This is a genomic window from Pseudoalteromonas sp. SaAl2, from assembly GCF_052947895.1.
Genome location: NZ_CM129605.1, coordinates 419,690 through 444,894 on the forward strand (window position 1 = coordinate 419,690; position 25,205 = coordinate 444,894).

Annotated in this window: 20 protein-coding genes and 3 pseudogenes; 15 read left to right on the top strand and 8 right to left on the bottom strand. The window is 39.6% G+C overall.

Going from position 1 to position 25,205, the window contains the following annotated elements:
• Position 1: 1 nt before the first annotated feature.
• Together murU and djlA are read left to right on the top strand one after the other, a co-directional pair.
• Positions 2–685, top strand: a complete 684-nt coding sequence (gene murU, locus ACU8V8_RS02010) for an N-acetylmuramate alpha-1-phosphate uridylyltransferase MurU (RefSeq protein WP_446888667.1) — start codon at positions 2–4, stop codon at positions 683–685.
• The gene (djlA, locus tag ACU8V8_RS02015; protein ID WP_446888668.1) at positions 675–1,550 is read left to right on the top strand and encodes a co-chaperone DjlA; all 876 of its coding nucleotides are present in this window, start codon (positions 675–677) and stop codon (positions 1,548–1,550) included. Before murU ends, djlA begins: the two co-directional genes overlap by 11 nt.
• Here djlA and ACU8V8_RS02020 read toward each other — a convergent pair.
• The 3 genes from ACU8V8_RS02020 to rluA form a co-directional block, all read right to left on the bottom strand.
• Positions 1,533–2,102 carry a DUF3530 family protein gene (locus ACU8V8_RS02020; protein WP_446888669.1) on the bottom strand — a complete coding sequence of 190 codons (570 nt, stop codon included), beginning with the start codon at positions 2,100–2,102 and terminating at the stop codon, positions 1,533–1,535. The genes djlA and ACU8V8_RS02020 overlap by 18 nt on opposite strands.
• Complete coding sequence (locus ACU8V8_RS02025) at positions 2,075–2,521, bottom strand: DUF3530 family protein (protein ID WP_446888670.1); 447 nt, start codon at positions 2,519–2,521, stop codon at positions 2,075–2,077. Before ACU8V8_RS02025 ends, ACU8V8_RS02020 begins: the two co-directional genes overlap by 28 nt.
• Positions 2,522–2,596: 75 nt before the next feature.
• A complete protein-coding gene (gene rluA / locus ACU8V8_RS02030) occupies positions 2,597–3,250 on the bottom strand; it encodes a bifunctional tRNA pseudouridine(32) synthase/23S rRNA pseudouridine(746) synthase RluA (RefSeq protein WP_446888671.1) in 654 nt (217 codons plus the stop codon).
• Positions 3,251–3,386: 136 nt separating this feature from the next.
• Here rluA and ACU8V8_RS02035 point away from each other — a divergent pair, with 136 nt between their 5' ends.
• Positions 3,387–3,614: a ribbon-helix-helix domain-containing protein gene (locus tag ACU8V8_RS02035; protein WP_446888672.1), complete on the top strand. Its 228-nt coding sequence runs from the start codon at positions 3,387–3,389 to the stop codon at positions 3,612–3,614.
• A complete protein-coding gene (locus tag ACU8V8_RS02040; RefSeq protein ID WP_446888673.1) occupies positions 3,614–3,901 on the top strand; it encodes a type II toxin-antitoxin system RelE/ParE family toxin in 288 nt (95 codons plus the stop codon). Before ACU8V8_RS02035 ends, ACU8V8_RS02040 begins: the two co-directional genes overlap by 1 nt.
• A 113-nt stretch (positions 3,902–4,014) precedes the next feature.
• On the opposite strand, the gene rapA is transcribed toward ACU8V8_RS02040, so the two are convergent.
• Positions 4,015–6,909, bottom strand: coding sequence for an RNA polymerase-associated protein RapA (gene rapA, locus ACU8V8_RS02045; RefSeq protein ID WP_446888674.1), 2,895 nt, complete (start codon positions 6,907–6,909; stop codon positions 4,015–4,017).
• Between the two features lie 296 nt (positions 6,910–7,205).
• Here rapA and ACU8V8_RS02050 point away from each other — a divergent pair.
• From ACU8V8_RS02050 to ACU8V8_RS02065, 4 genes and pseudogenes are all read left to right on the top strand, one after another.
• A pseudogene (locus ACU8V8_RS02050) lies at positions 7,206–8,603 on the top strand (PhoH family protein).
• Between the two features lie 150 nt (positions 8,604–8,753).
• On the top strand, positions 8,754–8,987 hold the full coding sequence (locus ACU8V8_RS02055) for a hypothetical protein (RefSeq protein ID WP_446888675.1): 234 nt from the start codon (positions 8,754–8,756) through the stop codon (positions 8,985–8,987).
• A 248-nt stretch (positions 8,988–9,235) separates the two neighbouring features.
• Positions 9,236–12,436: an ATP-binding protein gene (locus tag ACU8V8_RS02060; protein WP_446888676.1), complete on the top strand. Its 3,201-nt coding sequence runs from the start codon at positions 9,236–9,238 to the stop codon at positions 12,434–12,436.
• Positions 12,430–13,347, top strand: a complete 918-nt coding sequence (locus ACU8V8_RS02065; RefSeq protein WP_446888677.1) for a diguanylate cyclase — start codon at positions 12,430–12,432, stop codon at positions 13,345–13,347. The genes ACU8V8_RS02060 and ACU8V8_RS02065 overlap by 7 nt, the downstream gene beginning before the upstream one ends.
• A gap of 6 nt (positions 13,348–13,353) precedes the next feature.
• On the opposite strand, the gene ACU8V8_RS02070 is transcribed toward ACU8V8_RS02065, so the two are convergent.
• The gene (locus tag ACU8V8_RS02070) at positions 13,354–13,737 is read right to left on the bottom strand and encodes a DUF3192 domain-containing protein (protein WP_446888678.1); all 384 of its coding nucleotides are present in this window, start codon (positions 13,735–13,737) and stop codon (positions 13,354–13,356) included.
• Positions 13,738–13,900: 163 nt separating this feature from the next.
• Positions 13,901–14,846: pseudogene (locus ACU8V8_RS02075) on the bottom strand (D-2-hydroxyacid dehydrogenase).
• A 93-nt stretch (positions 14,847–14,939) separates the two neighbouring features.
• On the opposite strand from ACU8V8_RS02075, the gene zntR reads away from it, so the two are divergent.
• The 4 genes from zntR (at position 14,940) to ACU8V8_RS02095 (ending at position 18,197) form a co-directional block, all read left to right on the top strand.
• Positions 14,940–15,353, top strand: coding sequence for a Zn(2+)-responsive transcriptional regulator (zntR, locus tag ACU8V8_RS02080; RefSeq protein WP_446888679.1), 414 nt, complete (start codon positions 14,940–14,942; stop codon positions 15,351–15,353).
• Positions 15,337–16,563 carry an SO_0444 family Cu/Zn efflux transporter gene (locus ACU8V8_RS02085; protein ID WP_446888680.1) on the top strand — a complete coding sequence of 409 codons (1,227 nt, stop codon included), beginning with the start codon at positions 15,337–15,339 and terminating at the stop codon, positions 16,561–16,563. The genes zntR and ACU8V8_RS02085 overlap by 17 nt, the downstream gene beginning before the upstream one ends.
• 160 nt (positions 16,564–16,723) lie before the next feature.
• Positions 16,724–17,851, top strand: coding sequence for a 1-acyl-sn-glycerol-3-phosphate acyltransferase (locus tag ACU8V8_RS02090; RefSeq protein ID WP_446888681.1), 1,128 nt, complete (start codon positions 16,724–16,726; stop codon positions 17,849–17,851).
• Positions 17,852–17,951: 100 nt separating this feature from the next.
• Entirely contained in the window at positions 17,952–18,197 is a 246-nt protein-coding gene (locus ACU8V8_RS02095) for a DUF1289 domain-containing protein (protein ID WP_446888682.1), read from the top strand.
• Here ACU8V8_RS02095 and ACU8V8_RS02100 read toward each other — a convergent pair.
• Positions 18,194–18,886 (bottom strand): hypothetical protein, encoded by a 693-nt coding sequence (locus ACU8V8_RS02100; RefSeq protein ID WP_446888683.1) that lies wholly within the window; start codon positions 18,884–18,886, stop codon positions 18,194–18,196. The two genes, ACU8V8_RS02095 and ACU8V8_RS02100, sit on opposite strands and share 4 nt — an antisense overlap.
• Positions 18,887–19,036: 150 nt before the next feature.
• On the opposite strand from ACU8V8_RS02100, the gene ACU8V8_RS02105 reads away from it, so the two are divergent.
• The 3 genes from ACU8V8_RS02105 to ACU8V8_RS02115 are packed head-to-tail and all read left to right on the top strand — an operon-like array spanning position 19,037 to position 24,184.
• Entirely contained in the window at positions 19,037–19,240 is a 204-nt protein-coding gene (locus tag ACU8V8_RS02105) for a DUF3283 family protein (RefSeq protein WP_087533547.1), read from the top strand.
• Between the two features lie 3 nt (positions 19,241–19,243).
• Positions 19,244–19,660, top strand: coding sequence for a GNAT family N-acetyltransferase (locus tag ACU8V8_RS02110; RefSeq protein ID WP_446888684.1), 417 nt, complete (start codon positions 19,244–19,246; stop codon positions 19,658–19,660).
• A gap of 15 nt (positions 19,661–19,675) precedes the next feature.
• Positions 19,676–24,184: an EAL domain-containing protein gene (locus tag ACU8V8_RS02115; protein WP_446888685.1), complete on the top strand. Its 4,509-nt coding sequence runs from the start codon at positions 19,676–19,678 to the stop codon at positions 24,182–24,184.
• Positions 24,185–24,241: 57 nt separating this feature from the next.
• Here ACU8V8_RS02115 and ACU8V8_RS02120 read toward each other — a convergent pair.
• A pseudogene (locus tag ACU8V8_RS02120) lies at positions 24,242–25,190 on the bottom strand (ion transporter).
• Positions 25,191–25,205 lie beyond the last annotated feature (15 nt).

Sequence of the window (25,205 nt, forward strand, 5' to 3'; positions counted from 1 at the left end):
CATGAAGGCGATAATTTTAGCAGCTGGACGTGGACAACGAATGATGCCATTGACCGCATCAATGCCTAAACCTATGTTAACAATAATGGACAAGCCATTAATTGAATACCATATTGAACGGTTAAAAGCGGCAGGTATTACAGAAATAGTTATAAATCTTGCGTGGTACGGAAACAAGATAACCGAGTACTTTGCTGATGGCCAAGCATTTGGCGTTAATATTTATTATAGCCAAGAGCCCGAGCAAGGCCTTGAAACTGCCGGTGGGATAATTCGTGCGTTACCATTTTTAGGTGATGACTTTATTGTCATTAATGGTGATGTATTTACCGATTATGATGTGAGTGCTTTAAAAATGCTGCATTTAAATGAGGGAGAAGGGCATATCGTCCTTGTGGAAAATCCAGGGCATAATCCAAATGGTGACTTCACGTTGCGTCACTTAGGGCCACAAAGCCAAAAATATACGTTTTCTGGGATCAGCCGGTTTAAAGCATCGTTTTTCCAAGGCATACCAGATGGTGTATTACCGTTGGGGCCTCTTCTACGTGAGCGTTTAGCTTCGGCCGATGTGTCAACTGAACTCTACATTGGTATGTGGAATGACATTGGAACGCCTGAGCGTTTAACACAGTTAAATGAGCAGTTAACCGAAACACTAAAAGGAGCGCCTCATGTGGGGTAAGATTTTAGGGGCCTGTTTTGGCTTTATGTTTGGCCGAATTATAGGTTTATTTATCGGTCTTTATCTAGGTCATATGTTTGATAAAAGCCTCAAGCAAAATTTTGATAAAGCGGGTGGTTTTTCAAGTTTATTTAATGGTGATGATGATATTGACCAACGCCAAGCGCTGTTTTTTACCAGCTGCTTTGCTGTAATGGGGCATATTGCTAAATCAAATGGGCGAGTGAGTGAAACACATATTCGCGCAGCTAGCTTATTTATGGATGAAATGGGCTTGTCGGGTGAAAACCGCAAAGAAGCACAAGATGCATTCAAGGCGGGCAAAGAAGCAGACTTCTCATTAAAAGAAACTGTATATGATTTTAAAGAGCGATTTGCACGTCGCCATGATTTATTGCAGTTATTTTTAGAAATTCAAATTCAAATGGCTTTTTCTGACGGCGTATTAGCAGCTCAAGAAAAAGAGCTATTGCAAGAAGTGAGTAAGCAGTTAGGGATTTCTAAAACCCACTTTGCATTTGTATTAAAACGTTATCAGGCAGAGTTTAACTTTCGCCAGCAACAACAACGTTACCAGCAGCAACAGCAGCGCCAACAAGGACAAAGTAGTAGCTATCGAGAAGGTTCAGGACATCATGTTCCACCAAATAACAATGGTATGAATCGCACTCAAGCATTGGCATTGTTAGGGCTCAATAATGAAGCCAGCGCACGAGATATAAAAGTAGCGTACCGTAAGCTTATGGCTCAGCATCATCCTGATAAGCTCGTTTCTCAAGGGTTACCAAAACATATGATGGAGTTGGCTGTTAAAAAGAGCCAAGATATCCAATCAGCCTACGAGTTTTTAAAAAAGGCGGCGTAAAAAGCCGTCTATCTCCTTACTTAAGCGCTCATGTTGCTGAGGCTCTGAGCGTAGGCCAAATAATTCGCGCTGGCGGTAATCATATTTACTGTGGCGCTTAACCCAACGTTTTCTATCTGCCACACTAAGTAACAAATCAGGATTATCATTACTGTAAAAAACATCTAATAGCGGCGGACTAATGGTCGAGACTAGAGTGTTTAGTTGCTGATTTCTTTCATAGTTGGGTAAATAGCTACTCAAACTAATGAATGCATCAATGTTGTTATTTGGAAAGCTCGCATAATGCTCCAGTAGTACGCCTGCACTCGCTCCTTGAGCTATAAGTACTATTTTACCACCTTCATCAAGCGCGCTTTGGTATAGGGCTTCAAAACGAGCCACTAAGTTTTCTTTATAATCATCTATTACATCATCATTGATATATGCAAGTGCATCAACGTGTTTCGGCGTAACCGCGTTTTCGCTCGTATCAGTTTGGGTCTCTGCGGCTTCTTTCTCTGCTTCAGAATTTGATTCGGGGGCTACCTCTTTTTGCTCATCCGTAGCCACTTCAGTGTTATTACCATCTTCAGCTGGTTTCTTTGTTCTGTACTTGCTTGCCAGTTGATATCAGGCACTGTCATAGCGATAGTTGTGTAACCAAAATCAGTTAAATGAGTGCGTAAAAAGTTAATCCCAGCGTTATTTGTTGGTAAATTTTGCCAATCTGGAATAATTAGAACTACGCCACGCTGCTCGGCGCTCATATACTCGCGGTATAGGCTAATAAACTCATCTTCACCGACTTGCAGCGGTTTTATTTCTCCATGGGGGGTTAGACGAGATATGTCGCTACTTGTAATTGTTGACCAAGGAGTCGGTGCTATATGCTCAGCCGCACGCGCTTGCTGGCTAATGAGTAAAACACCCAATAAGCTGATTGATAAAGCTAAGCGTGTTCGTTGCTTAATTAAAGCAGCTAAAACCATAAACAATAACACCGATAAAAACTAATAGTTAGTTATCGGCTATACGAGCTAAAAGTTTAATGTATTTTGCAGAGCCTAAAAATCTGGCTCTGCTTCAAAGGTCATTGATTGCTCGCTGCTAGGGTGTGACAGCTTTAGCATTTGTGCATGCAGTTGTAAGCGCGGTGCGCCAGCTAGTGCATCAGGGTGAGCATAAAGTCTATCGCCTAAAATAGGGTGGCCTAACGACAACATATGCACTCTTAACTGGTGTGAGCGTCCAGTAATAGGTGTTAGCTCTAAACGAGTGGCATTTTTTTCATATTCAAGTACTTTAAAGTGCGTTAGGGAAGGCTTGCCGTTTTCGTGATCAACCATTTGTTTTGGGCGATTAGGCCAGTCACAAATAAGCGGTAAATCAACAGAGCCCGTTGTTTGTTCTAACTTACCATAAACGCGCGCAATGTAGCGTTTTGCAGTTTGGCGATCTTGAAACTGCATACTTAAGTGGCGATGCGCAGCTTTATTCATAGCTAAGCAAATAATTCCTGAGGTTGCCATATCTAAACGGTGAACAATTTTAGCTGTAGGAAAAACACGATTCACACGTGCAATTAAACAATCCGCGTGTTTCGGATCTTTACCGGGTACGGTTAATAATTCACTGGGTTTATTTACAATCAATAAATCATCATCTTGATACAAAATGGTTAAATACGGATCGAGCGGGGGATTGTAATTAATTAACACGGCAGACCTTAGTGATTCACAAGTGCGGTATTTTAGTTGAGAGAGACATTAGGCTCAAGGGAAAAGATAAAAGTTTAATTGCATGCTTTTTAATCTGGTGTAAAATTACACCAAGTTAAAGTTGCAGGAATTTATTATGGCAAGACAAAGTATTTCACTTACTGAAAAAAATGATTTATGGCTACGTAATCAGGTAGAAAATATCGGTGACTACGCAAATAAAAGTGAACTTGTGAATGATTTAATACGCCGTGCAAGAAGAGCTGAGGCGATAAATAGTAAGCTTGCTAAGTCAGAACAAAGTGGCTTTAGCGCTCAATCCGCCGACGAAATGTTAGCTGAATTCAAATCAAATACTAAGTAATGCGAACATTTAAGCTATCAACTGATGCGAAAGAAGACTTACGTCGTATTTATCAATACGGTTGCCAAGAGTTTTCACAGCAACAAGCGGATACTTATTTTTACAGTTTCTTTTCTATGTTTGAAAAACTAGCTGCAAATCCTTACTCCTACCAATCAGTTGATCATATACGTACAGGCTATCGGCGCGCTGTTTGTTGCTCAGACAGCATTTATTACAAAATTAAAGAAACTGATGTTGAAATCATGGCAATATTAGGCGGCCAAGATACTGATGAATGGTTGTAATTCTATTATTTGAGACAAATTGAAGAGTTAAATATAAAAAGCGCGGTGTTTATACCGCGCTTTTTAATAATATCTAACTAACGGCTGAAAGCTTATAGCTGACGGCTACACCTCTAGTGTGATACCACAATTAAGCGAATCGCATCGAGTTTTAACTGGGCTTTTTCAATATGCGTGGTTAATTCACTGCGCTGCTTATCGTAAAAAGTCAGTTCTTCTTCACGAATATTAGGGTTAATTTGCTTCAAGGCTGCTAAGCGGGCTTGCTCTTGTGCTAACGACTGTTGCATTTGCTCAAGGGCTTCGGTGCGAATAACTTCTAATTTAGCTTGCGCCATCTCTTGTGCTGATTTAATCATTGGGTGAATCGCGCTTTGCAGTGCACCCGCAAGTTTACTTGCCGTTTGACGCCCCACCGCTGAAAGTTGCTGATTAAAGCCATCAAAACCGACATTATCACCTAGGTTATTGCTCGCTTTATCAAGCAAGATGCGGATCGGGGTAGGAGGCAAGAAACGGCCAATCTGTAAAGATTTAGGCGCCATGGCTTCACCAACAAAAATAAGCTCAACAAAGAAAGTACCTGCAGGTAGCTTTTTGTTTTTCAACAGTGCGACAGAGGCTGTACCAAAGTCATCATCGCAAATCATATCGAGCGTGCCTTGAACCATTGGGTGATCCCAACTGATAAAATGCACGTCTTCTTGTGAAAGCGCGGTGTCACGGTCAAAAGTAACGGTGATGCCATCATCTTTTAAGCTTGGGAACGATGGGTTTAGCATGTGCTCCGTTGGCTTCAAAATAATGGTGTTTTCGCCTTTATCTTCTTGGCTTACGCCGAACGTATCGAATACGTTGATCATGTAGCTTGGTAATTCAAACTGATTATCAAGCTTTTCAATATCAGTGACTAATGAATCCGCTGCGCCTTGACCTGATGAATGAAGCTCAAGTAGACGGTCACGACCGCTTTCCATTTGCTTACGCAACTTCGTATTCTGGCTAGCAACTTGCTCAAGCAGTGGATCTAGCTCGTCTTCATCACAGTTATGAGCGGCAATAAATTCAAGTAAGTCTTCGCTAAATTCTTTATATAGCAATTGCCCTGTGGTCGAGGTTGTTTCAAATGCGTCTAGGCCTTCATTGTACCAACGCAGCAGTACTTCTTGTGCTGTGTTTTCAAAGTATGGCACATGAATGTTCACATCTTGCGTTTGACCAATACGGTCTAAACGACCGATACGTTGTTCTAATAAATCCGGGTTAAGTGGTAAATCAAATAACACTAAGTGGTGAGCAAACTGGAAGTTACGTCCTTCTGAGCCAATTTCAGAGCAAAGTAGAATTTGAGCGTTGTCATATTCGTCGGCAAAGAATGCAGCTGCGCGGTCGCGTTCTATAATTGACATACCTTCGTGGAATACAGAGGCTTTAATCGCTTCACGCTCGCGCAGGATTTGCTCAAGACTAATCGCAGTTTCTGCTTTAGCACAGATTAATAATACTTTTTCATGCTTAAGCGTTTTAAGTGTGTCAATTAGCCAATCAACACGCGGATCAAATGCGCCCCAGCTGGCACTTTCGCCTTCGAACTCTTGGAATATTTTTTCTGGAAATAAAGCGCGTTGTGCACTTAATTCAGCACTTTGAATACCGCTCATATTACCCAGTACCGAGATAGCCGTTTTATACTGCTTTGGCATTGTCATTGAATAGGCGTGTAATTTACGGCTTGGGTAGCCATCAATACCGCTGCGGCTATTTCTAAATAAAATACGACCAGTACCATGACGGTCAAGCAGCATAGATAGAATTTCTTTGCGCGCTGCGTCATCACCATTTTGAGCTTGCTCAAGGACAGCGCTAATATCGGTTTCTTTTAGTAATTCAATAAGGGTTGCTTTGGCGCTGTCATCAAGAGCTTGATGTTGTAACAACTGGTTAGCAGCTTCAGCCACCTGTTTATAATTACTTTCTTCTTCAACAAATGCATCGTAATCATAAAAACGATCAGGGTCGAGTAACTGTAGCCGAGCAAAATGGCTGCGATGACCAAGCTGGTCTGGCGTTGCGGTTAATAAAATAAGCCCTGGAATATCTTGGCTAAGCTCGGCCATACGTTGGTATTCAGTACTTGGTTTACCATTGTTGATACTTAAATGATGCGCTTCATCTACGATTAATAAGTCCCAATCGGCAAGTGTTGCTTGTTCAAACCAGCGTTTTTTCTTGGTGATAAACTCAAGGCTGGTAAGCACTAACTGCTCTGTTTCAAATACATTTGGCGAGTCGGCAAAGGCTTCATCACAACGCTCTTCATCAAAAATAGAAAAATGTAAGTTAAAGCGGCGTAGCATTTCAACTAACCACTGATGTTGTAGGTTTTCAGGTACCACAATTAAAACACGGCTGGCGCGGCCGCTGATAATTTGTTGGTGCAATATCATACCTGCTTCAATGGTTTTACCTAAGCCAACCTCATCAGAAAGTAATACACGAGGGGCGAAACGTTTACCCACCTCTTGAGCTATGTATAACTGATGAGGAATAAGGCTAGCACGTTGACCAATTAAGCCTTTAATGGGCGATTGTTGGCGTTCAAACTGATGCTGCCACGTTTGGTAACGTAATGTGTAACGATCAAAGCGGTCTACCTGGCCTGCAAAAAGGCGGTCTTGTGGTTTGTTAAACTTGATAAAGTGATCAAGAAAGGTTTCTTTTAATTGTGCTTGTTCACCGTTATCAACACGGGTGCCGTGATAACACAGTAGTTCACCTTGAACTTCAATAGATTCGACTTCAAGTTCCCATTCTTCAACGCTTTTGATCACATCGCCAGGATTAAATGCCACGCGAGTAACCGGCGCTTCAGTCATTGAGTAAACGCGGTTTTCGCCACTGGCGGGGAATAATATGCTGACCTGACGGCCTTCAAGGGCAACGACTGTGCCTAATCCTAAATCTGACTCTGTATCACTGATCCAACGCTGACCTAAGGAAAAATTCATGTATGTCTCGTCTATGAAGAAAAAGGCGGCTATGTTACCTGTTACCTAACACCACTGCAAGGCGCTAACTAGCTCACTTTTAATTAATTTTATAACTGTGAATTATTCTTATTTCAGCGATTGCTGTGAAGACTAATTCAAAACAAAAAAAGGTTTGTCATAAAACAGACTTTTATGACATCTAAGCTAAACTTAGAATATACCTTAACAATCAAATTTTACAGGGCGAGTGATCAGCCCGTTTTATTTGATTAGTTTGGTATAGCATAAAAATCATAAAACGTAAGGAAAGTGCTATGGAAAAAGCTTCGAACCTTGATAGTAAAATGTATGTGCTAGATACCAATGTATTACTCCACGAGCCCCTCGCTTATTTATCTTTTCAAGAACATGACGTTGTTATCCCTATGACGGTATTAGAAGAATTAGACCATATTAAAGACCGTAAACACGACGTTAGCCGTGATGCACGAGTTGCTATACGTGGTTTAGATGAGGTTCTTAAAGACGCAACACCAGAGCAAATGTTACAAGGGGTGGCATTACCAAGTAATAAAAAGGCAAAGGCATCTTCGACAGGTACTTTAATTATTGTAAATGATCATTTATTTGCAGATTCTATTTCGGGATTACCTGGAAATGAAAACGACCATCGCATAATCAACTGCGCCGTTCATCTACAAAAACAGCACAGTGATGCCAAAGTTGTACTCGTGACCAAAGACATAAATATGCGTTTAAAGGCTAAAGGTGCAGGGCTTAAGTTTGTTGAAGATTATCGGACTGATCAGCTTATTGATGATATCGCGTTATTAAGTAGTGGCTATAAAAAAATAGAAGGAGATTTTTGGCAACATGTTGGTGAATGTGAAACACAGCAGCAAGGCCGAGATACTTTTCACAAAGTAGCAAAGAGTTTAATACCTGACGTATTTTGTAATGAATATTTATTGGATAGTGGCGGTCATTTTGCTGCGCGTGTTAAATCCTACGATGATGATAATATCATGCTTAAAGACATGGGGGTTGAGCGTTTAATGCATCAATCAGCATGGGGGTTAAGCCTAAAAACATTTACCAAGGTATGGCGCTTGATGCATTACTCGACCCCAGCATTGAGTTAGTTATTCTAACAGGCCCTGCAGGGTGTGGTAAAACCCTACTAGCGCTTGCCAGTGCCCTTGAAATGATCATAGAAAAAGGCATTTACGATAAAGTCATTGTGACTCGTAATACCCCCGAAATCGCTGAGTCTATAGGCTTTTTTGCCTGGTACGGAAGAAGAGAAAATGGCGCCGTGGCTGGCTGCAATAACAGATACCTTAGAGGTATTACATAAAGGGGACGAAAACCCAATATCAAGCCGTAATTATATTATGGAAAAGGCAAACGTGCAGTTTAAGTCGGTTAACTTTATGCGGGGGCGAAGCATTCAAAATGCGGTGGTTATTCTCGATGAAAGCCAAAACTTAACAGCATCACAGCTTAAAACTATTATCACCCGCTGCGGTGAAGGTACTAAACTTATTTGCTCAGGTAACTTGGCGCAAATAGACAGTAATTACTTAACCCCTGTTACATCAGGCTTAACCTATATCGTAGAGCGTTTTAAAGATTTTGAAGGCAGTGCAACGGTTAATTTAAATGGCGTGGTACGCAGTCGTTTAGCTTCATTTGCTGAGGAAAATTTATAACTTGCGTCAATTTACATGACTCGATAGTCTAAGAAAAGATTATCGAGCCATACAACGGAACATAGGTTGGACTTTTTACCTTTAAAGCATTATTACCGCTCCCTAACGGTTGCACTGATAGTTCCCTTATTGGTCGCTTTTGTGCTTTGCTTGCACCTGTATAATATTAAACTAGAGCGCACAATTACCAAGCATCATGCTGATTTTGATAATCTAGCCGCACAACTGAGCTTTCGAATGGAGGCTGCTGAAAGCTTAGTAAAAACGCTGTTAGCACAGTACGAACAACCTTTGTATTATCACTTTGACCAACAATGGCTAAATGATGTTAATCAATTTAATGACTATTACTATCGTAAAATCCCTCAGCAAGGGGGGAGATAGTAGGCCAAGGACGATTTTCTTCTACTCCACAAGCTATTGCTCAATGGCAGCAAGTCATTGCATTAGGGCCTGCTTTTAATACTGCACTTTCTTTAATCAAATCGCTATCAGCAGTCGCTTACGTTAATGAGCAAGGTTTTGCTTACGTTAAACGCCGCGATGAAACCGCAAGTTTGTTTCTTACGCAAATTTTGGATAATCGGTTCGAACCTAAATTTAGAGGTGACATACTTGCTTCTAGTAATGTAGTGAAACTCGAAGGAAAAGATTATTTAGCACTTGGTCAGCGCCGAAGTGTCACCAGCCGAGATTATGTGATTTTGATATATGATTTGCAGGCCGTGTCTGCTTGGTTAGAAAAAATATCGTTAGATAGTGGAGAGTATATTTTTGTAACCGATTCACAGCAAGTCATTGCCAGCTCATCTGGAGCGATTAATAAATATTCTCAACTCAAACAATACTGGCCCATGTCTATCACAGGTAATATGGGCTTGGATGATGATAGCTTAGTGATTTTTCAATCCCCTGAACGTCAACCTGTGTATGCCGGTTTTTATGAGTCTCAGCAGCAGTTAGTATCTCCTATTCGCTATGAAGTTTTTATTGAATTTATATTTTTGAGCGTATTTTTAATTATGATGTTTAGCGGCATTTTTTGGCTAAGCCGCCGCATTTTTGTCAAACCTATCACACACTTAATGGCGTACCTTGAACAGAACGATGAGTATTATTCTGACTCTTTAGATTATCAAATACCTGTTAATTGGCAGCCTTGGTTTAGCCGAATAAAAACAGTGTTTAATAAAAATAAGCAGCTAGTTAATTCATTGCAACAGTCTAACTTAGCACTTGATAACCAAGTTAAAATTAAAACCAAAGAATTAGCTCGAAGTTATGAAGCAAAAGAGCGTCATTTAGCCCTGTTAAATACTATGCTAAACAGTGTTCCTGATTTGATCTATTTTAAAAATATTGATGGCTCTTTTTTAGGCTGTAATCGTGCTTACGAGCAATATATTGGTGTTGAGCAAGGGCAGTTAGTTGGATTGCAGTTGTGCGATATTAGTGATGATAGTAGTCATCTTGCAGAGCTGGAACGCCAAGTTTTAAAAAGCCGCTCAAAAGCGGAGTTGCGTATAGAAAGCGGTGAAAAACTATTTCGCCTGTCAATAGCCCCTTTTTATAATGAGCAAAACCACTTACTTGGTACCATGGGAGTAGGCCGCGATATTACCCTACAGCAGGAGGCCTTAACGGCATTAAAAGCGTCAGAGTCAAAGTTTCGTAGCGCCATCGAGTATGCTGCAAATGCCGTGGTGTTGTTGTCGTTAAAGTATACTGTTTTACAATTAAACAAAGCGGCAAGGCATCTTTTTAATATTGATAAACATCAACATTCGCAATTGTTTAGTTCGTTTTTTTCACCTACACAGTGGCAAGAGGTAGAGTCATTACTTGGGCTATTATTAACAGAAAAACAAAAGGTGTATCATCTTACGCTTGCTCAGCAGCAGTCAAATTGCTGGTGGCAGTTAAGTGTATCGTTAGTGTGGGATGAGCAACAAGCACCTTACTATTATGTTTTTCATATTCAAGATGTAAGTGCATTAACGCAAGCTAAACAGAATGCTGAAAGAGCAACACAAGCGAAAAGCCGCTTTATTGCTAATTTAAGCCACGAAATACGCACACCACTTAATGCAGTAACGGGCTTAATTGATATGATCGCCCAACAAGGTCTATCGCCACAGCAGGGGCTTCATGCATCTCAAGCAAAGCAATCTGCCCAAAATTTATTGACTATGCTTAATCGAATGCTGGATTTTGCTCGTATAGAAAGCAATCAAGTTCAGCTTGAGTTAGTCGATTTTAGTTTAGTGGATCTGGTTGATAGCTGTGAGAGTCTGTTATTGGGTTTATGCCCACATAAAGGCTTGTGGTTTAATATTGAAGTCGATCCCACTATTTCAGTCTACCTAGCCGGAGATTTCATACGCTTACAGCAAGTGATTGGTAATTTACTGACAAACGCAGTGAAGTTTACAGAGTGCGGTGGTGTCACCCTAAAAATTGAAAAATCGCAACACGCAGAAAACGATTCTGAGGCTATTACTTTTCGTATTATTGATACGGGAATTGGTATTGAAAGAAATGATCAAAAACGTTTGTTTGATGCCTTTACTCAAGGTGATGAATCGTTAACACGTAAGCATCAGGGAGTCGGGCTTGGACTAGCAATCGTCAAGTACGAGCTTGATTTAATGGGATCCGAGATAGAGCTGATAAGTAGAAAAAATAAGGGGAGCGAGTTTTACTTTACTATCTCATTTAGTGAAGTAAGCGATAAAAAAGAACATGATTTTGATTGGCGAAACACTATTGTTATTGCATCAGAAGCTGAACAAAAGCAACTTGAACCAACTATGCGTGTGGTTATGGCAAAGCCTAGATTCAGAACCGTTGCGCAAATGATCCCATGGATCAATGAAGCACCCCATAATAACTTTATTGTAAATGACAGTGATTTGGATCTATTACTGTCAGAGAAAACTACAAAAGACATTCTAAATAAGTGCCAAACAAAAATATTTGTTATCAAAACTAACAATGCTGCTTTGAATGAGCACATTAATAATTTGAATATTAGCTACGTTAGTAGGTCCGCATTAGCGCAGCGTTTATTAATTGAAGCCAATAATACACAACAACAAAGTCAAGTTATTACGCAACCAAAGACTGATTTAGGTGGCTTATTGGTACTGGTAATAGATGATAACCAGCTTAATCTGGATATTATGTGCAACGTGCTGGCTCAAGCTGGTATTAATGCGTTAGTAGCGAACAGCGCAATGAAGGGAATTAATTTAATTGAAAAAATTATGCCTGATTTAATTTTAATGGATATACAAATGCCTGAAGTCGATGGCCTACAAGCTGCTAAGATATTGAGAAAGAAATATAGCTCAAAACAGCTTCCGATTTTTGCGCTTACCGCTCATTGTGAGAAAGAAGATGAAGAGCGCTCGCTTGCTGCCGGGATGAATAAACATCTGACAAAACCGATCGTAGCACACACTCTATTACAAGCAATTAATGAGATTGAAATTATTACTCCGGCTTTCTTTGATCGAACCTTTGCATTATCCCAATTTGCAGGTGATAATAATTTGCTATTAGTAATGGTTGGTAAATTCGCTGAATTATGTGTAACACAGCGTGATAAGTTAAAAGTAGAACAGCAGCCTGAAACTGTGGAACGCTTAGTGCATAGTATTAAAGGTGTATCAGGCAACCTTGGTTTTATTAGACTATCCTTAATTGCACAACAGCTCGAGGTTGCAATACGCAGCTCGAAAAATATAGCACCGCAACTTTTTAACCAACTTATAATTGAATTAGAGCAAGTTATTGCTTTTATTCAAATACAAGGAACCAGCAGATGTTGAAGAAAGCGAAAGTACTGATCGTAGATGATGATCCATTAAACAGATTAGTACTTGAAAAAACGTTAGCCGATGAACATGAAGTTTTCCTCGTTGAGAGCGGTGAAAAAGCGCTAACATTTTTAAAAACGACAACAGTTGATCTAATCATCCTTGATATAGTTATGCCAGGCATTAATGGTTATGAAGTTTTAGTACAGCTCAAAGAAAACCCTGTTACACAAACCATTCCGGTTATTTTTATTTCTGCAAACACTAGCCATGATGATGAAGCAAAAGGTTTTGATTTGGGCGCGATGGACTACATAGCGAAACCTTTTAGTACGGTAATTGTACGAGCAAGGGTTCGTAATCAATTATTAATTAAGCAGAAAAATGACTTACTTGAGATGCTTGCTTCTATAGATGGCTTAACTGAGATTCCTAATAGACGTTATCTTGACGAAAACTTATCAAGAGAGTGGCGTCGAAGCCGTCGAAGCTCAACACCATTGTCAGTTATTCTTATGGATATTGACCACTTCAAGCGTTACAACGATTGCTACGGGCATAGAGCGGGAGATGACTGTTTAAAGCGCGTTGCTCATGCATTAGTTGGGGAATGTCAGCGTGGGTGTGATTTTGTAGCCCGTTATGGCGGAGAAGAATTTGCTGCGGTATTACCTGGTATGGGCAAGCAAGAAGCATTGGCATTTGCTAATAAGTTACGTGATGCAGTAAATTCGCTATATATTCCTCATAAAGCATCACTGAATGCGGAACATGTAACGATAAGCTTAGGCATTGCAACGACTGAAACTGGGCAGATTTATGCTGAGCAAGTGTTACTTGAAGAAGCTGATTTGGGGTTATACCAGGCTAAAGACTCAGGGCGAGATCAAATCGTCGCCCGTACAGTGTCTGTGTCAAGGTAATGAGCTTTACTGATCTCTGAGTGATAGATAGATGGTATCACCGATACCAACTAGTTTATCATTTTCAAATACTAAGGGTGTACATTCATCCTTAGTCATTTTGCCATCAGAGTGAATACTGTGAGTCGCGTAAAATAGGACTTGGTATACATTACCATCTTTTTTTAGTAACTCAGTAAAGTTAGGCGTCTGCAAGCGATTTAACACAACTTGGTAATTGGTATCTAACGCTAAATTAGCAATCGTTTCGCGATTATTTTTGTGTTTTTTTTGCCAACTCGTTGATGAGTCACCAGCCCAATGAGTTTGCGCTTCACCATCTGATACGGCTATGACACAACCAGTAAGAAAGGGCGTGCTAAGTGCTGCAATCAACATCAATTTTTTCATTTTATTATTCCTAAGTTCTAATGAATTGTGAAATTATTAGTTTAGTAATAGCAAATAGTTGGCCAGTTTTTTAAGTGTTTATAATCAATGGTTTATATTTTTTAAGGTTTTCTGGTTATTAATTTCACTCTGGTTTTAGTGTTAATAACCAAAAAGTTGCAAATTAAACCAACCTGTTTCGACTCTCACCTTGAGCAAACGCTTTGATATTTAAGCTTACTTGGTTAACTAAACGGTTGATCGACTCTTCACTCGCCCAGGCTATATGGGGAGTTAAAATTAAGTTAGCACCGGAATAATTCACAAGCGGGTTATCTTCAGCTGCCGGTTTCTTTTGTTAAAACATCAAATCCAGCTCCAGCAATCTGATTCTGACTCAAAGCTTGAGCCAATTGCGCTTCATTAACGATCCCGCCACGAGCGGTGTTTATTAAAATAGCCGTTGATTTCATTTGTTCTAACTCGGTAGTGCCAATCAGATCATGACTTTCATCTGTTAGTGGGCAATGAATACTGATAATGTCAGCTTGTTCGATTGCATCAGTAAATTCAGTTCTACCTTCTCGTGGAACTTGGCCTTTGCGTTCACATAGGATCACATTAGCGCCAAATGCCTTTGCTACATCTGCAACTGCTTTCCCTAGAGAGCCATAGCCAATGATGGCAAAGTTTTTACCTGCAATTTCGTTAATGGTGTAATCAAGCCTGCAAAACATAGCACTTTTTTGCCACATACCTTGCTGAGCGTCCTTAATATAATGATGCGTGTTGCCAAGTAAGTTTGTTATTAGTGTGAAAGTATGTTGAACAACAGAAGCTGTGGAATAGTCAGCCACATTAGTCACAGCAATACCGAGTTCTTTTGCGGCTTTGAGGTCAATATTATTAGTGCCGGTAGCCGCTACACAGATAAGTTTTAATTGAGGTAATTGTGTTAGCGTAGTACGGTTTAAAATGACTTTATTGGTAATTAATACTTGAGCATCTTTGCTATGGGAAAGTACTTGGTCTGCATTAGTCAAAGTGTAGTGTTTAAAGTTACCAAGTTGTTCAAAAGGCGCTAATGAAGTGTTTGCCAAAGTGGCTGAATCGAGCAGGGTAATGTTCATGTATTTCCTTAATTAAATTTAAATGCTTGACCTTGGTGTGTACTCTAAGGTTTATACTGGGCATCAGTTAACAAACACTCATCGGAGAGCATAATGAAAATAGGTGAAATTGCAGCTCAACTTGGTGTATCTACAGATACCTTACGTTACTATGAAAAGCATGGTTTGTTAATGCCTTCGAGACGAACAGAGGCAGGGTATAGAGATTATAGTTTGTCAGATTTAAAACAAATGCAGTTTATCTTACGTGCTAAGGATGTCGGTTTTAGCTTGACCGAAATTAAAGATCTACTGGCTATAAAACTTTATAAGCATCAGCATTCATGTCACGAAGTTAAAAGCTTAACTATACAAAAACGTAATTTGGTGGCTCAGAGAGTCGCTGAACTTACTCGCTTTCATCAATCATTGTCAGTATTAGCTGAAAAATGTTGTGGTGGTGAAGAGCTTGCTGATAACTGTTCTATTTTAACGACCCTGGAGGATATAGATGGACTTACTCAATAATTTTTGGCAGCTATTTTTACTTTCTGCTCCTTGGTTGATGCTTGGCTTATTAATCGCTGGGTTATTAAATGTGTATTTGCCCGCCAATTTTTTAAATAAACATTTAGGTAAAGAAGGATTTTGGACCACAGTAAAAGCAGCCTTAATAGGCGCTCCCATGCCTTTGTGCTCGTGTGGAGTAATACCTGCTGCCATAGGGCTACGCCGAGCAGGTGCTTCAAAAAGTGCAACTACTGCATTTTTAGTATCAACCCCTGAAACAGGCGTCGACTCTGTATCTGTGTCATATGTACTTCTAGGACCATTTATGGCTATCATTCGGCCTATTGCAGCAATTTCTAGTGCCATTGTTGCTGGAGTTTTAGTTGGGCGCGACGCTCTTAAAAGTGATAATAAACATGAAGATGCAAAGTTATCACAACATCAAAAGACTAGTTGTTGCTCTGCCGATGAGGTCGAAATTGCTGCAACATCATGCTGCGCTAATGAAACTCCCCCTTTAGCAGCTGAAGAAAGCTGTTGCTCAACTGAAAATGAAAAACAACAGCCTAATAAGACCGCGTGCAGTTCTGATGTTAAATCTGAAACAACTAAATCGGCTAGCTGCTGCGCGAGTGAACAACTTGAAAAGCCTACCCAATGGCAAAAAGTACAACAGGCGGTTACGTTTAGCTGTAATAAGTTACTTTCAGATACTATGGTGTGGCTGATGATTGGTTTATTCTTTGCTGCCCTAGTACAAACTTATGTACCTGAGTCGTTCTTAACGCAGTGGGGCAGTGGCATTTTAGCGATGACAGTAGTTATTTTAATAAGTATCCCTATGTATATTTGTGCTACAGCGTCGACGCCAATCGCGGCAGGTTTATTACTCAGTGGCGTGGCTCCAGGTGCTGTACTAGTGTTTATGCTCGCTGGGCCTGCTACGAATATTGCAACCTTGGGGGTTGTTGCCAAAGAGCTTGGTAAACGGGCGGTGTTTGCCTATTTAACTTCAGTGATAGGAGTGGCAATAGCGTTCGGGTTTTTAACTGATTTTCTAGTCGCTGAGTTTGGTTTTGTTGTTAGTCCTTTAATGGGTGAAGAGCATGAGATACTGCCATATTGGTTTAGTATGATTTGTGGGCTAATTTTAATGGCATTAATGCTACGTTTGGTTATCATCGCAGTGCGGGGCAGAACTGTAGTAACTGGTAAGAGCATTGCGTAATGTAATGTTATAGTTGTGTTTTTTTAATGGTATGTACATTAAGTAACGCTTTCACTTCATCTACTTAGTTCGCATTTTTGCTCGCCTGAGTTATAATCGGCGATAGAATATAAACGGTACGTACTTTACGTGCCGTTTTTTTAACTTTATAGATGCAGTAATGAGTGAATTAGTGGATAAGTACGCCGATATAAGACCTTATAATGACGATGAAGTAGCCGCTTCGGTTACGCGCTTAATTAATGATAATGCATTTATAGATGTGTTAGCTAAATATAACTTACCGCGATTTATATCCGCCATCCCATTTTTTTCGCGCTTTTTAGTCAGACATCAATTACAAAAAAAGTGGGGGAATATCAGCTCGGTTGAACAAGTTCAGCAAGAAGTTGCTAAATACCTTAGCTTGTTAGTAAAGCGTACTACATCAGAAGTTACGTTTTCAGGGCTTGATCAACTAGATCCTAATCAAGCTTATTTATTTATTTCTAATCACCGAGATATTGTGCTTGATCCTGCATTAGTGAATTGGGGTCTCTTTAGTCATAAGATGAAAACTGTGCGAATTGCTATTGGTGATAACTTATTGCAAATTCCATACATTACAGAGCTAATGCGTTTGAATAAAAGCTTTATTGTTAAGCGATCAGCTAAAGCACCTAAAGAAATGTTTAAAGCGCTTTCACAGTTATCTGCTTACATTTATGACTCATTAATTGAAGGGAACCCAATTTGGATTGCGCAAAAAGAAGGACGTGCTAAAGATGGCTTTGACCAAACAGATCCGGCTTTATTAAAAATGTTGCAGCTGCAAGGACGTAAGCAAAAGAAAGAGTTTTCTGACTATGTTAGGGAATTAAAAATTGTACCTGTGTCGATTTCGTACCAGTACGAGCCTTGCGCTTTAGCAAAGGCGAAAGAGCTTTACCACAAGCAACAGCATGGTAAATATGTGAAGTCAGCAGGGGAAGACATTGCCAGTATTGTGGAAGGTTTTAGTGCCGCGAAAGGGCATGTACATTTAGCTTTTGGCCAACCGATTGAATCTGGATGTGATTCACCTGAGCAGTTAGCAAAGACAATAGATCAGCAAATTGTTGACTCATTCTTTTTGCACCCAGGAAATTATATTGCTGGTGGCTGTAAGCAAGCGGTGATTGATAAAAAAGATGCTAAAGCATTTGAACAGCGCATGGCTAATGTTCCACCGGAGCTTAAGCCTTTAGTCACTGCTATGTATGCAAAACCATTTCATCGTAAAGCTGAAATACATAGTGATGAAAGTTGAGATAAAAGTGTTTTAAATAAAGTCGCATTGATTGCGGCTTTTTTTTTGTCGAAAAAACGGGCTATACTCAAAGTAGTGTTGAGTAAATAGCGTAGTATTAATGCAACAAATTGAAATATTTGAAATTCCTAGCCCCTGCAAAAGTATATGCGAAGTAAATAATCGGGGATATTGTAAAGGTTGCTATCGCAGCCGCGAAGAGCGTTTTGCCTGGAATTCATTTTCAAACGCAGAAAAAAAGAAGGTATTAAGCCTTTGCCAACAGCGCTATAAACGATATTTACAAAAACAGCATACTGTAACTAATAAACCTCAGCATTCAGAGCAAGGTGGATTTGATTTTTAATCTAGATGGTATTTTTCCCTTAAAAACTGCACAGTACCATTTTCGTGTAATCGTATAAGTTCAGCTTCTAATTTTGGTATTAATGCGCTATGGCGTTTATGTAAAAAATGAAAGCTTTGTATAGCTGTTAATATTTCTGTTTGAAATGCTGATATATCAAAGCTAGGGTGCTTAGTCTGTAATATAAAATCGAGTAATACTAAACCACTTACTTTTTGTTGCGTTAGCAAATTTAGTTGTGCTGTGACGCTCTTTACCCTAACAACATTGCCAATGAAGGGGTTATTATCTAAATATTCTTGTGCCGCAGGATAACCTGTTTGTATTGCGATACTGTCTAACTGCTCAAAACTACATTGGAGGCAATTTTTTAGTAAAATTAAATTAAATTCAAACAATGGAAAGTTGACCATGGTTAAATTTTTATATTGTTCTGTTATTGAGCTAACACGACCTAATTGACCATCCAAAATACCGTTATTTGCAGCCGCCAATGCACTTTGATGATTAAAGTCTATGATATGCACCTTGTAGCCAAGTTGGTTGTAAGCCATTGACATTAAATCGATAACATATCTTGCTTGCGGAGTATCAGCAGGTCGGTTAAACAGTAAATGTTGATTGCTTGCCTTACTAGTTACCGGTAGTAGTAAGCTTGTCATAAGAAGAATAAGAAGCAGTTTATTCAATAGTTTGTTTCCAAAACGGGACTTGAAATTGTCTCTAATTTACTTATAAATCATACATAGTGCAAGGGTAGTAGGGACTACTTTACTTACAAAAACAAAATGTTTGATATACTTAAGACTAATGTATTGTTCTGGAAATAGTTGGAAGTTATGTCATACAACTTATGCTCACTGCCTCGTGAGCAAAAATATCAAATTCAACTCGATTATGAAGCCTCATTTTGGGCATACCAAATCAAGCGTGGTAAAAATACGCGTGAGAACGTGTACAGCACTATTAATAGTCGTCCTGTTGCAGAGCAAGCATTTTTGAAACAACAATTTGAACAGTATCTTGCATTAATGCAGAGCTAATTTGTGATTCGAATAGTGTGTTTAGAGCCTATTAAAACGCCTTTAGTAAATAAGTTTTACAATAAGTATGGGGCGAGAGGGCGTGCAACTAAACAAGATATTATATGGGTAGTTTATGCTGAGTTAGAAATGATTGCTGCGTGTCGTATTCAACGCCGTGATGGCTATTTATTTTTATCTACATTATTGGTTGCCCCTCGCTGGCGAAAGCAAGGGATTGCTAAAAAGTTATTACTATTGCTCTTATCAAAGCAGCAAGAGGCTGTTTTTACTTTTGCATACCAAGGTTTAATTGATTTTTATCGCTCGATTGGGTTTAACTATGTGTTAACATTACCGCTACCTATATCGACACTTTTTAGAGTCTATAAGCGGCGGAATATCGTCGCTTTACAGTGTCTGCCTGAATACACAAAATAATAATTGGGATATTACATGGGTAACTGGTTAAGAATTTTTATTTTTGCGGTGTTAGCCAGCTGCACTGTAATAACTGCTCAGATAAATGCCAAAGTAAAGCGCTTATCACCAAGTGAAGGTTTATCGCAAAGTTACGTCAGTAAAATGTTAATTGATAATAATGGCTACCTTTGGTTGGCTACAGAAGGTGGCTTAAATCGGTATGACGGGTATCAAGTACTACACATTTCTGGGCCTAATGGTGAGCTTGATGAAGTCATAATAGATCGCATTTACCAAGACCCCGAAGGCTATATATGGATAGCATCGTTATTAGCGGGTTTATTTCGTTATGATCCTGTTACTGATAGCTACAAGCAATTTTTATCAAAACCAACCAGTGAAGAGCAGATTCTGAGTCAATCTGTGTTCAGTATGGTGGCCTCGGACGATAAATCACTTTGGATAGGTCGAGGCTGGGATTTTGCTCGCTTAGATATCGAAAGTGGCGCCATCGAAACCATTTTTGAGTTGCCAGAGCGCACTCGAAGCACCGTCATTAGAGATTTGTTTTATCATCAAGGGTATATTTTTATTGCTACAAGTAGTGGTGCCTATGTTTATCATGTGAGTACTGGGCAATATAGACCGCTTGAACATCTTAGTACTGAACCTGAACATATATATCAAAACTATATTAAGTCATTTGCCCTCGGCGATAATAATAAACTGCTTGTTGGTGCCGTACGTGGTTTGTATGAAGTTGATATAAGTAATTTACCAAGTATGTTCGAACGACCAGATACACCCTTCAAAAATACTACTTTATTACCGGATTTAAATATTTGGAAAATTATTAATGAACAAGGCATTTATAATATAGGGACGGATAAGGGGCTGTTTAAGTATGATGCAACTACAGGGGAACTAGTTAAAAATACCCGTATCCAAGAAAGTGAATATGCACTCTCAGATACCAGTATTATCGATATAGTAAAAGATAAAAATGGAGCTATGTGGGTTGCGACCAAAAGCGATGGTGCATTTTATTTGCCACTTGATAATTATCACTTTGAAAATCTGGATGCGAGTAAAATAATTGGTGATGGATTGTCGCACCCATCTATTTGGGGGATCACCGAGTTTGAAGAACGTGTTTGGTTGGCAACACATAACGGCCTCACTGCCGTTGATTTAACAACACTTGAAGGTGAGGTGTTTTTAAAAGATTATCAAGTTGATTTATTTACCACTGAATTTAGTATTTATAAAATAACACCGTATAAAAATAAGCTTTGGTTGCATACTAATCGCGGGGTGTTTAGCTTTGACCCACATAGTTATGAGGTATTACCTGCCAAGGTTCGAGACCCGGGTCAGCAACATCTAATTGATGGTTGGGTACATGGCTCGGTGTTGATGCCAAATGGACAACTGTTTTATGTCCATCCAGAATATGGCATGTTTATTTACAACATCGATACACAAATGATTACGCCTTTAGTTGGTGAGTTTGAGCAATTCGAGCCATTTTTAGCGTACGGCTTTTTACCTCCTTTATCGACCATGCCCGATTCACCATTATTTTATAATTCAGGTGTGCTTTATCACGTTAATCCTGATACTTATGCTTTAACTAAAATTTATACTGTGCCAGAGCAACATGAAAATGTAGCGGTTAACGTAATGTCGTATGTCGTTGATAAAAATAATGTATTATGGATTTCGTTATCTAACTTTGGACTGATAGGTCTTGATGCAACCAACTATAAACTTCTACATACTATTGATTTAGATAAAAATAAATTAGGGACATTGCTTTACGACATGGTACTTGATGAATCTGGTATGATTTGGATGAGTAGCCATAAAGGAATTTGGCGTTTAAACCCTGAAAACAAGCATTTTCAGCAATTTACTACCTCCGAAGGTGTTGTATCAACTGAGTTCAATAGTGGCGCGTTTACCCGTTTAGAAACAGGCCAAATTGTTTATGGCACACTAAAAGGGTTTACTTATTTTTACCCTGAAGATAATAGCCCTAAGCATGGCCTCATCAAGCATGTAAATGTAACCAGTATCGATATTATGTCTCGTGAATTAGCGGTTGATTTAAAACAGCCAATTGAGAGAGTGATTTTAGAGCACGATGATATTGGACTTGAAGTTGCTTTTTCAGCTATGGCATTCAATTATCAAGAACGGATTATTTATGAATATCAGCTATCAGATGGACAAAAATCCTACACCCGCAATAATAATCGCGTACTCTTTCCTAAGTTGAACCCAGGAGAATACCAGTTAAAAATTTGGGCAAAAGATCCGTTAACAGGTGACTTTACTCACCCCGCAACGCTAGATATAGAAGTAAAATACCCGCTTTGGCGCTCTCCAATATTTATGGTGCTTTACGTATTGCTATTTGTGGCTATTGTGACTGTGTGGGTGATGCGTCGAAATCGAATACAGCAAATATTGCTGGCAGCCCATAGAGAAAGCCAAGAAAGTGAAGCTAGATTAAAGCTCGCGTTAGAAGGAAGTCATTCAGGGGTATGGGATTGGCAGTCATCAAGTCCAATCATTTATCAGCCACGATTAAAAAATGAGTTGGGCTATGATGTTGATACGGTTAATTTAGATGATTACCTTGCAAAAATACATCCTCAAGACAAGCAAAAATTCCGCCTAGAGTGGCTTGAGTTTTTATCAACAGAGAAAGGTTACTTCAATTGTACCTACCGTTTACGGCATAAAGCCGGGAATTGGCGCTGGTATAAAGACTTTGGCAAAGTTGTTGCTTGGCAAGGAGGAACGCCAGAGAAAGTCGCGGGCACATACACCAATATGACCCGAGAACTAGTTTTTGAAGAGCATGCGCGTTTATTTGGTGCGGCTTTTGAGCAAACTCGTGACTGGGTGTTTATACTCGATAAAAACTTACGTATTTTAGCTACAAATCAATCTTTGCAAACGGCCTTTAATTTTGCCGCTGAGTTTCATTCGAGTCGTTCACTTAAGCTCGGAATGAGTCGTACAGCACGTATGAACTATCTACGTATTATGAGAAATCAACAAGTCGGTGAACATTATAGTGCACAGGATACGGTGCGATTAGCAAATGGTGAATTACGTCATGTACTGATAAAAATAAGCGCGGTAGCAGGAAATGATAACCGACTCGAAAGTTACGTGGTCATTCTAACGGATATTCATGCACAAAAAATGGCTGAGAGTGAGTTGTTTTTATTGGCTAATTACGATGGCCTTACTGGGTTACCTAATAAAACCCTATTTAATGACCGTGTTGTACATGCACTAGAGCAAGCAGAGTCTCATAGCAGCAAAGTTGCATTATTAAATATTAATATTAAACGTTTTAAATACTTTAATGACTCACTTGGTCACGAAGCTGCAGATACCATTATTAAAATGGTCGCAAAACGAATTAAGTCACGGTTACGTACAAATGACAGCATTGCTCGGTTCAATGGTGATGAGTTTATGTTGTTGGTCGAGGATGTAGGGCAGATTGAAGAAGTTGTATTGCTGTGTGCCAAAATAATGAACAGCGTTAGTGAAGGGATTATACTGACTCAGCAAACTGTTAATGTCAGCCTAAGCATCGGTGTGGCGCTTTACCCGGATGATGCATCGACAAGCACAAGCCTAGTTAAAGCAGCTGATGTTGCTTTATACCATGCTAAAAAGAGTGCAGAGGGCAGTTACCAGTTTTATAAACAAGAAATGAATCAACATGTACAACGGGCTCTACACTTAGAATCTCAAATAAATAAGGCTTATAAAGAGCATGAGTTTTGCAACCATTATCAGCCCATAGTGAATGCAAAAGAGCAAAAAGTAGAAGGATTCGAAGTGTTATTGCGTTGGCCGGATAACACGGTAAACAACCCTCAAGAATTTGCATTAGTTGCTGAAAGCATAGGTTTAATCACAAAAATTATGCTACAAACATTGTCACGAGCATTAATAGAGTTGAAGCAGTGGCAGCTAATTACGCCTGATTTATATGTATCAATCAACCTCTCAGCATTAGATTTTGAGTATCAAGGGCTAGTTGAAGAGATAAATACAGCTTTGCGCACTGCGGGAGTGCGCCCTAACACTGTGGTGTTTGAGATCACTGAGTCGGTACTAATGGATGACTCCGCGTACGCATTAAAGAGTATGGCGAGATTAAAACAGCTTGGTTGTCGGCTCTATATGGATGACTTTGGCACTGGTTATGCGTCTTTTACTTATTTAAAACGTTTCCCTATTGATGTATTGAAAATAGATCGAAGTTTTGTCACTGACATCGGGGTTGATAATGGCGATGAAGCGATTATCGAATCCACTTTGACATTGGCAAAGAGTTTAGGGAAGGAGTGTGTTGCAGAAGGCGTCGAGACTAAACAACAGCTTACTTTTCTACGTGCACTTGGGTGTAATATGTTCCAAGGGTATCTATTTAGTAAGCCTATCCCAGGTGATGACGTAACTGCATTATTGGCGAAGGATTGGAGCGCTGTTTTAGATAGTGACTAAACGATATAAAAAATTATCATAGCGTTATGACCCTTACTTATTAAATCTAGCTAGCCCCTAATCTTGCCTAGCGCCACAATGACGACAATATAAGTACTGGCTGCGGGCGTTTAGTTGCTTTTTAATTATTTTATTCGCTTCTTGCTTATTTAAGCCTAATTTAATTCGCAGAGTTTCTAAGTGCTCGAGCTGATCGTCCTCTAATAGCCCATCATGAAGGTTTTCGTGAACCGCATCGTTAAAATGTAAACGGCGTTTGCGTAATTGTTCAGAGAAGCTAGAGGCGAGTAAACCAGTAGGAATAGCCACCATGCCCATACTTAGTAACGTGATCACTCCACCAAAGAAACGCCCGAGGGGGGGTTACGGGTACAACATCGCCATAACCTACCGTGGTGAGTGTAGCCATCGCCCACCACATGGCCGCAGGAATGGAGCCAAACTTATCTGGTTGAATATCATGTTCGATGAGGTAAATGCCACAGGAAGCTAAAATAAGTACTACAGCCATTATAAAAAAAGCAGCCATCAGGGAGCTACTTTCGTCCCGAAACGATTTTAGTAACAATTGCATTGCGCGGGAGTAACGAGTTAATTTGAATACGCGTAGCAATCTGAATACTCTTAAGAAGCGTAAATCAAAAGCAATAAAGAACATTAAAAGAGTCGGCAAGATAGCAAGTAAGTCGATTAGCGCTAAAGGAGAAAACATATATTTCAGACGGCGTTTTAGGTTCCCCGTTTTTATGCTTTTGTACTCAGCGCGATCAACACAAGACCATAAGCGCAGGATATATTCAATAGCAAAAATACTGACCGATACGATTTCCAACATTAAAAATTCGTAAGTATAAGTTTGCGCAAGGCTCGCGATGGATTCCAGCACAATAGCAACTACGTTTACCATAATTAATGTGATTAAAAATATATCTAGAATGTGTCCGGCTTTGGTGTACTCTCCATGTCCTTCAAGTAGTAGAGCTGTACGTTTTCTTAAGGTAGTCAAAGTCGTATCCGTATT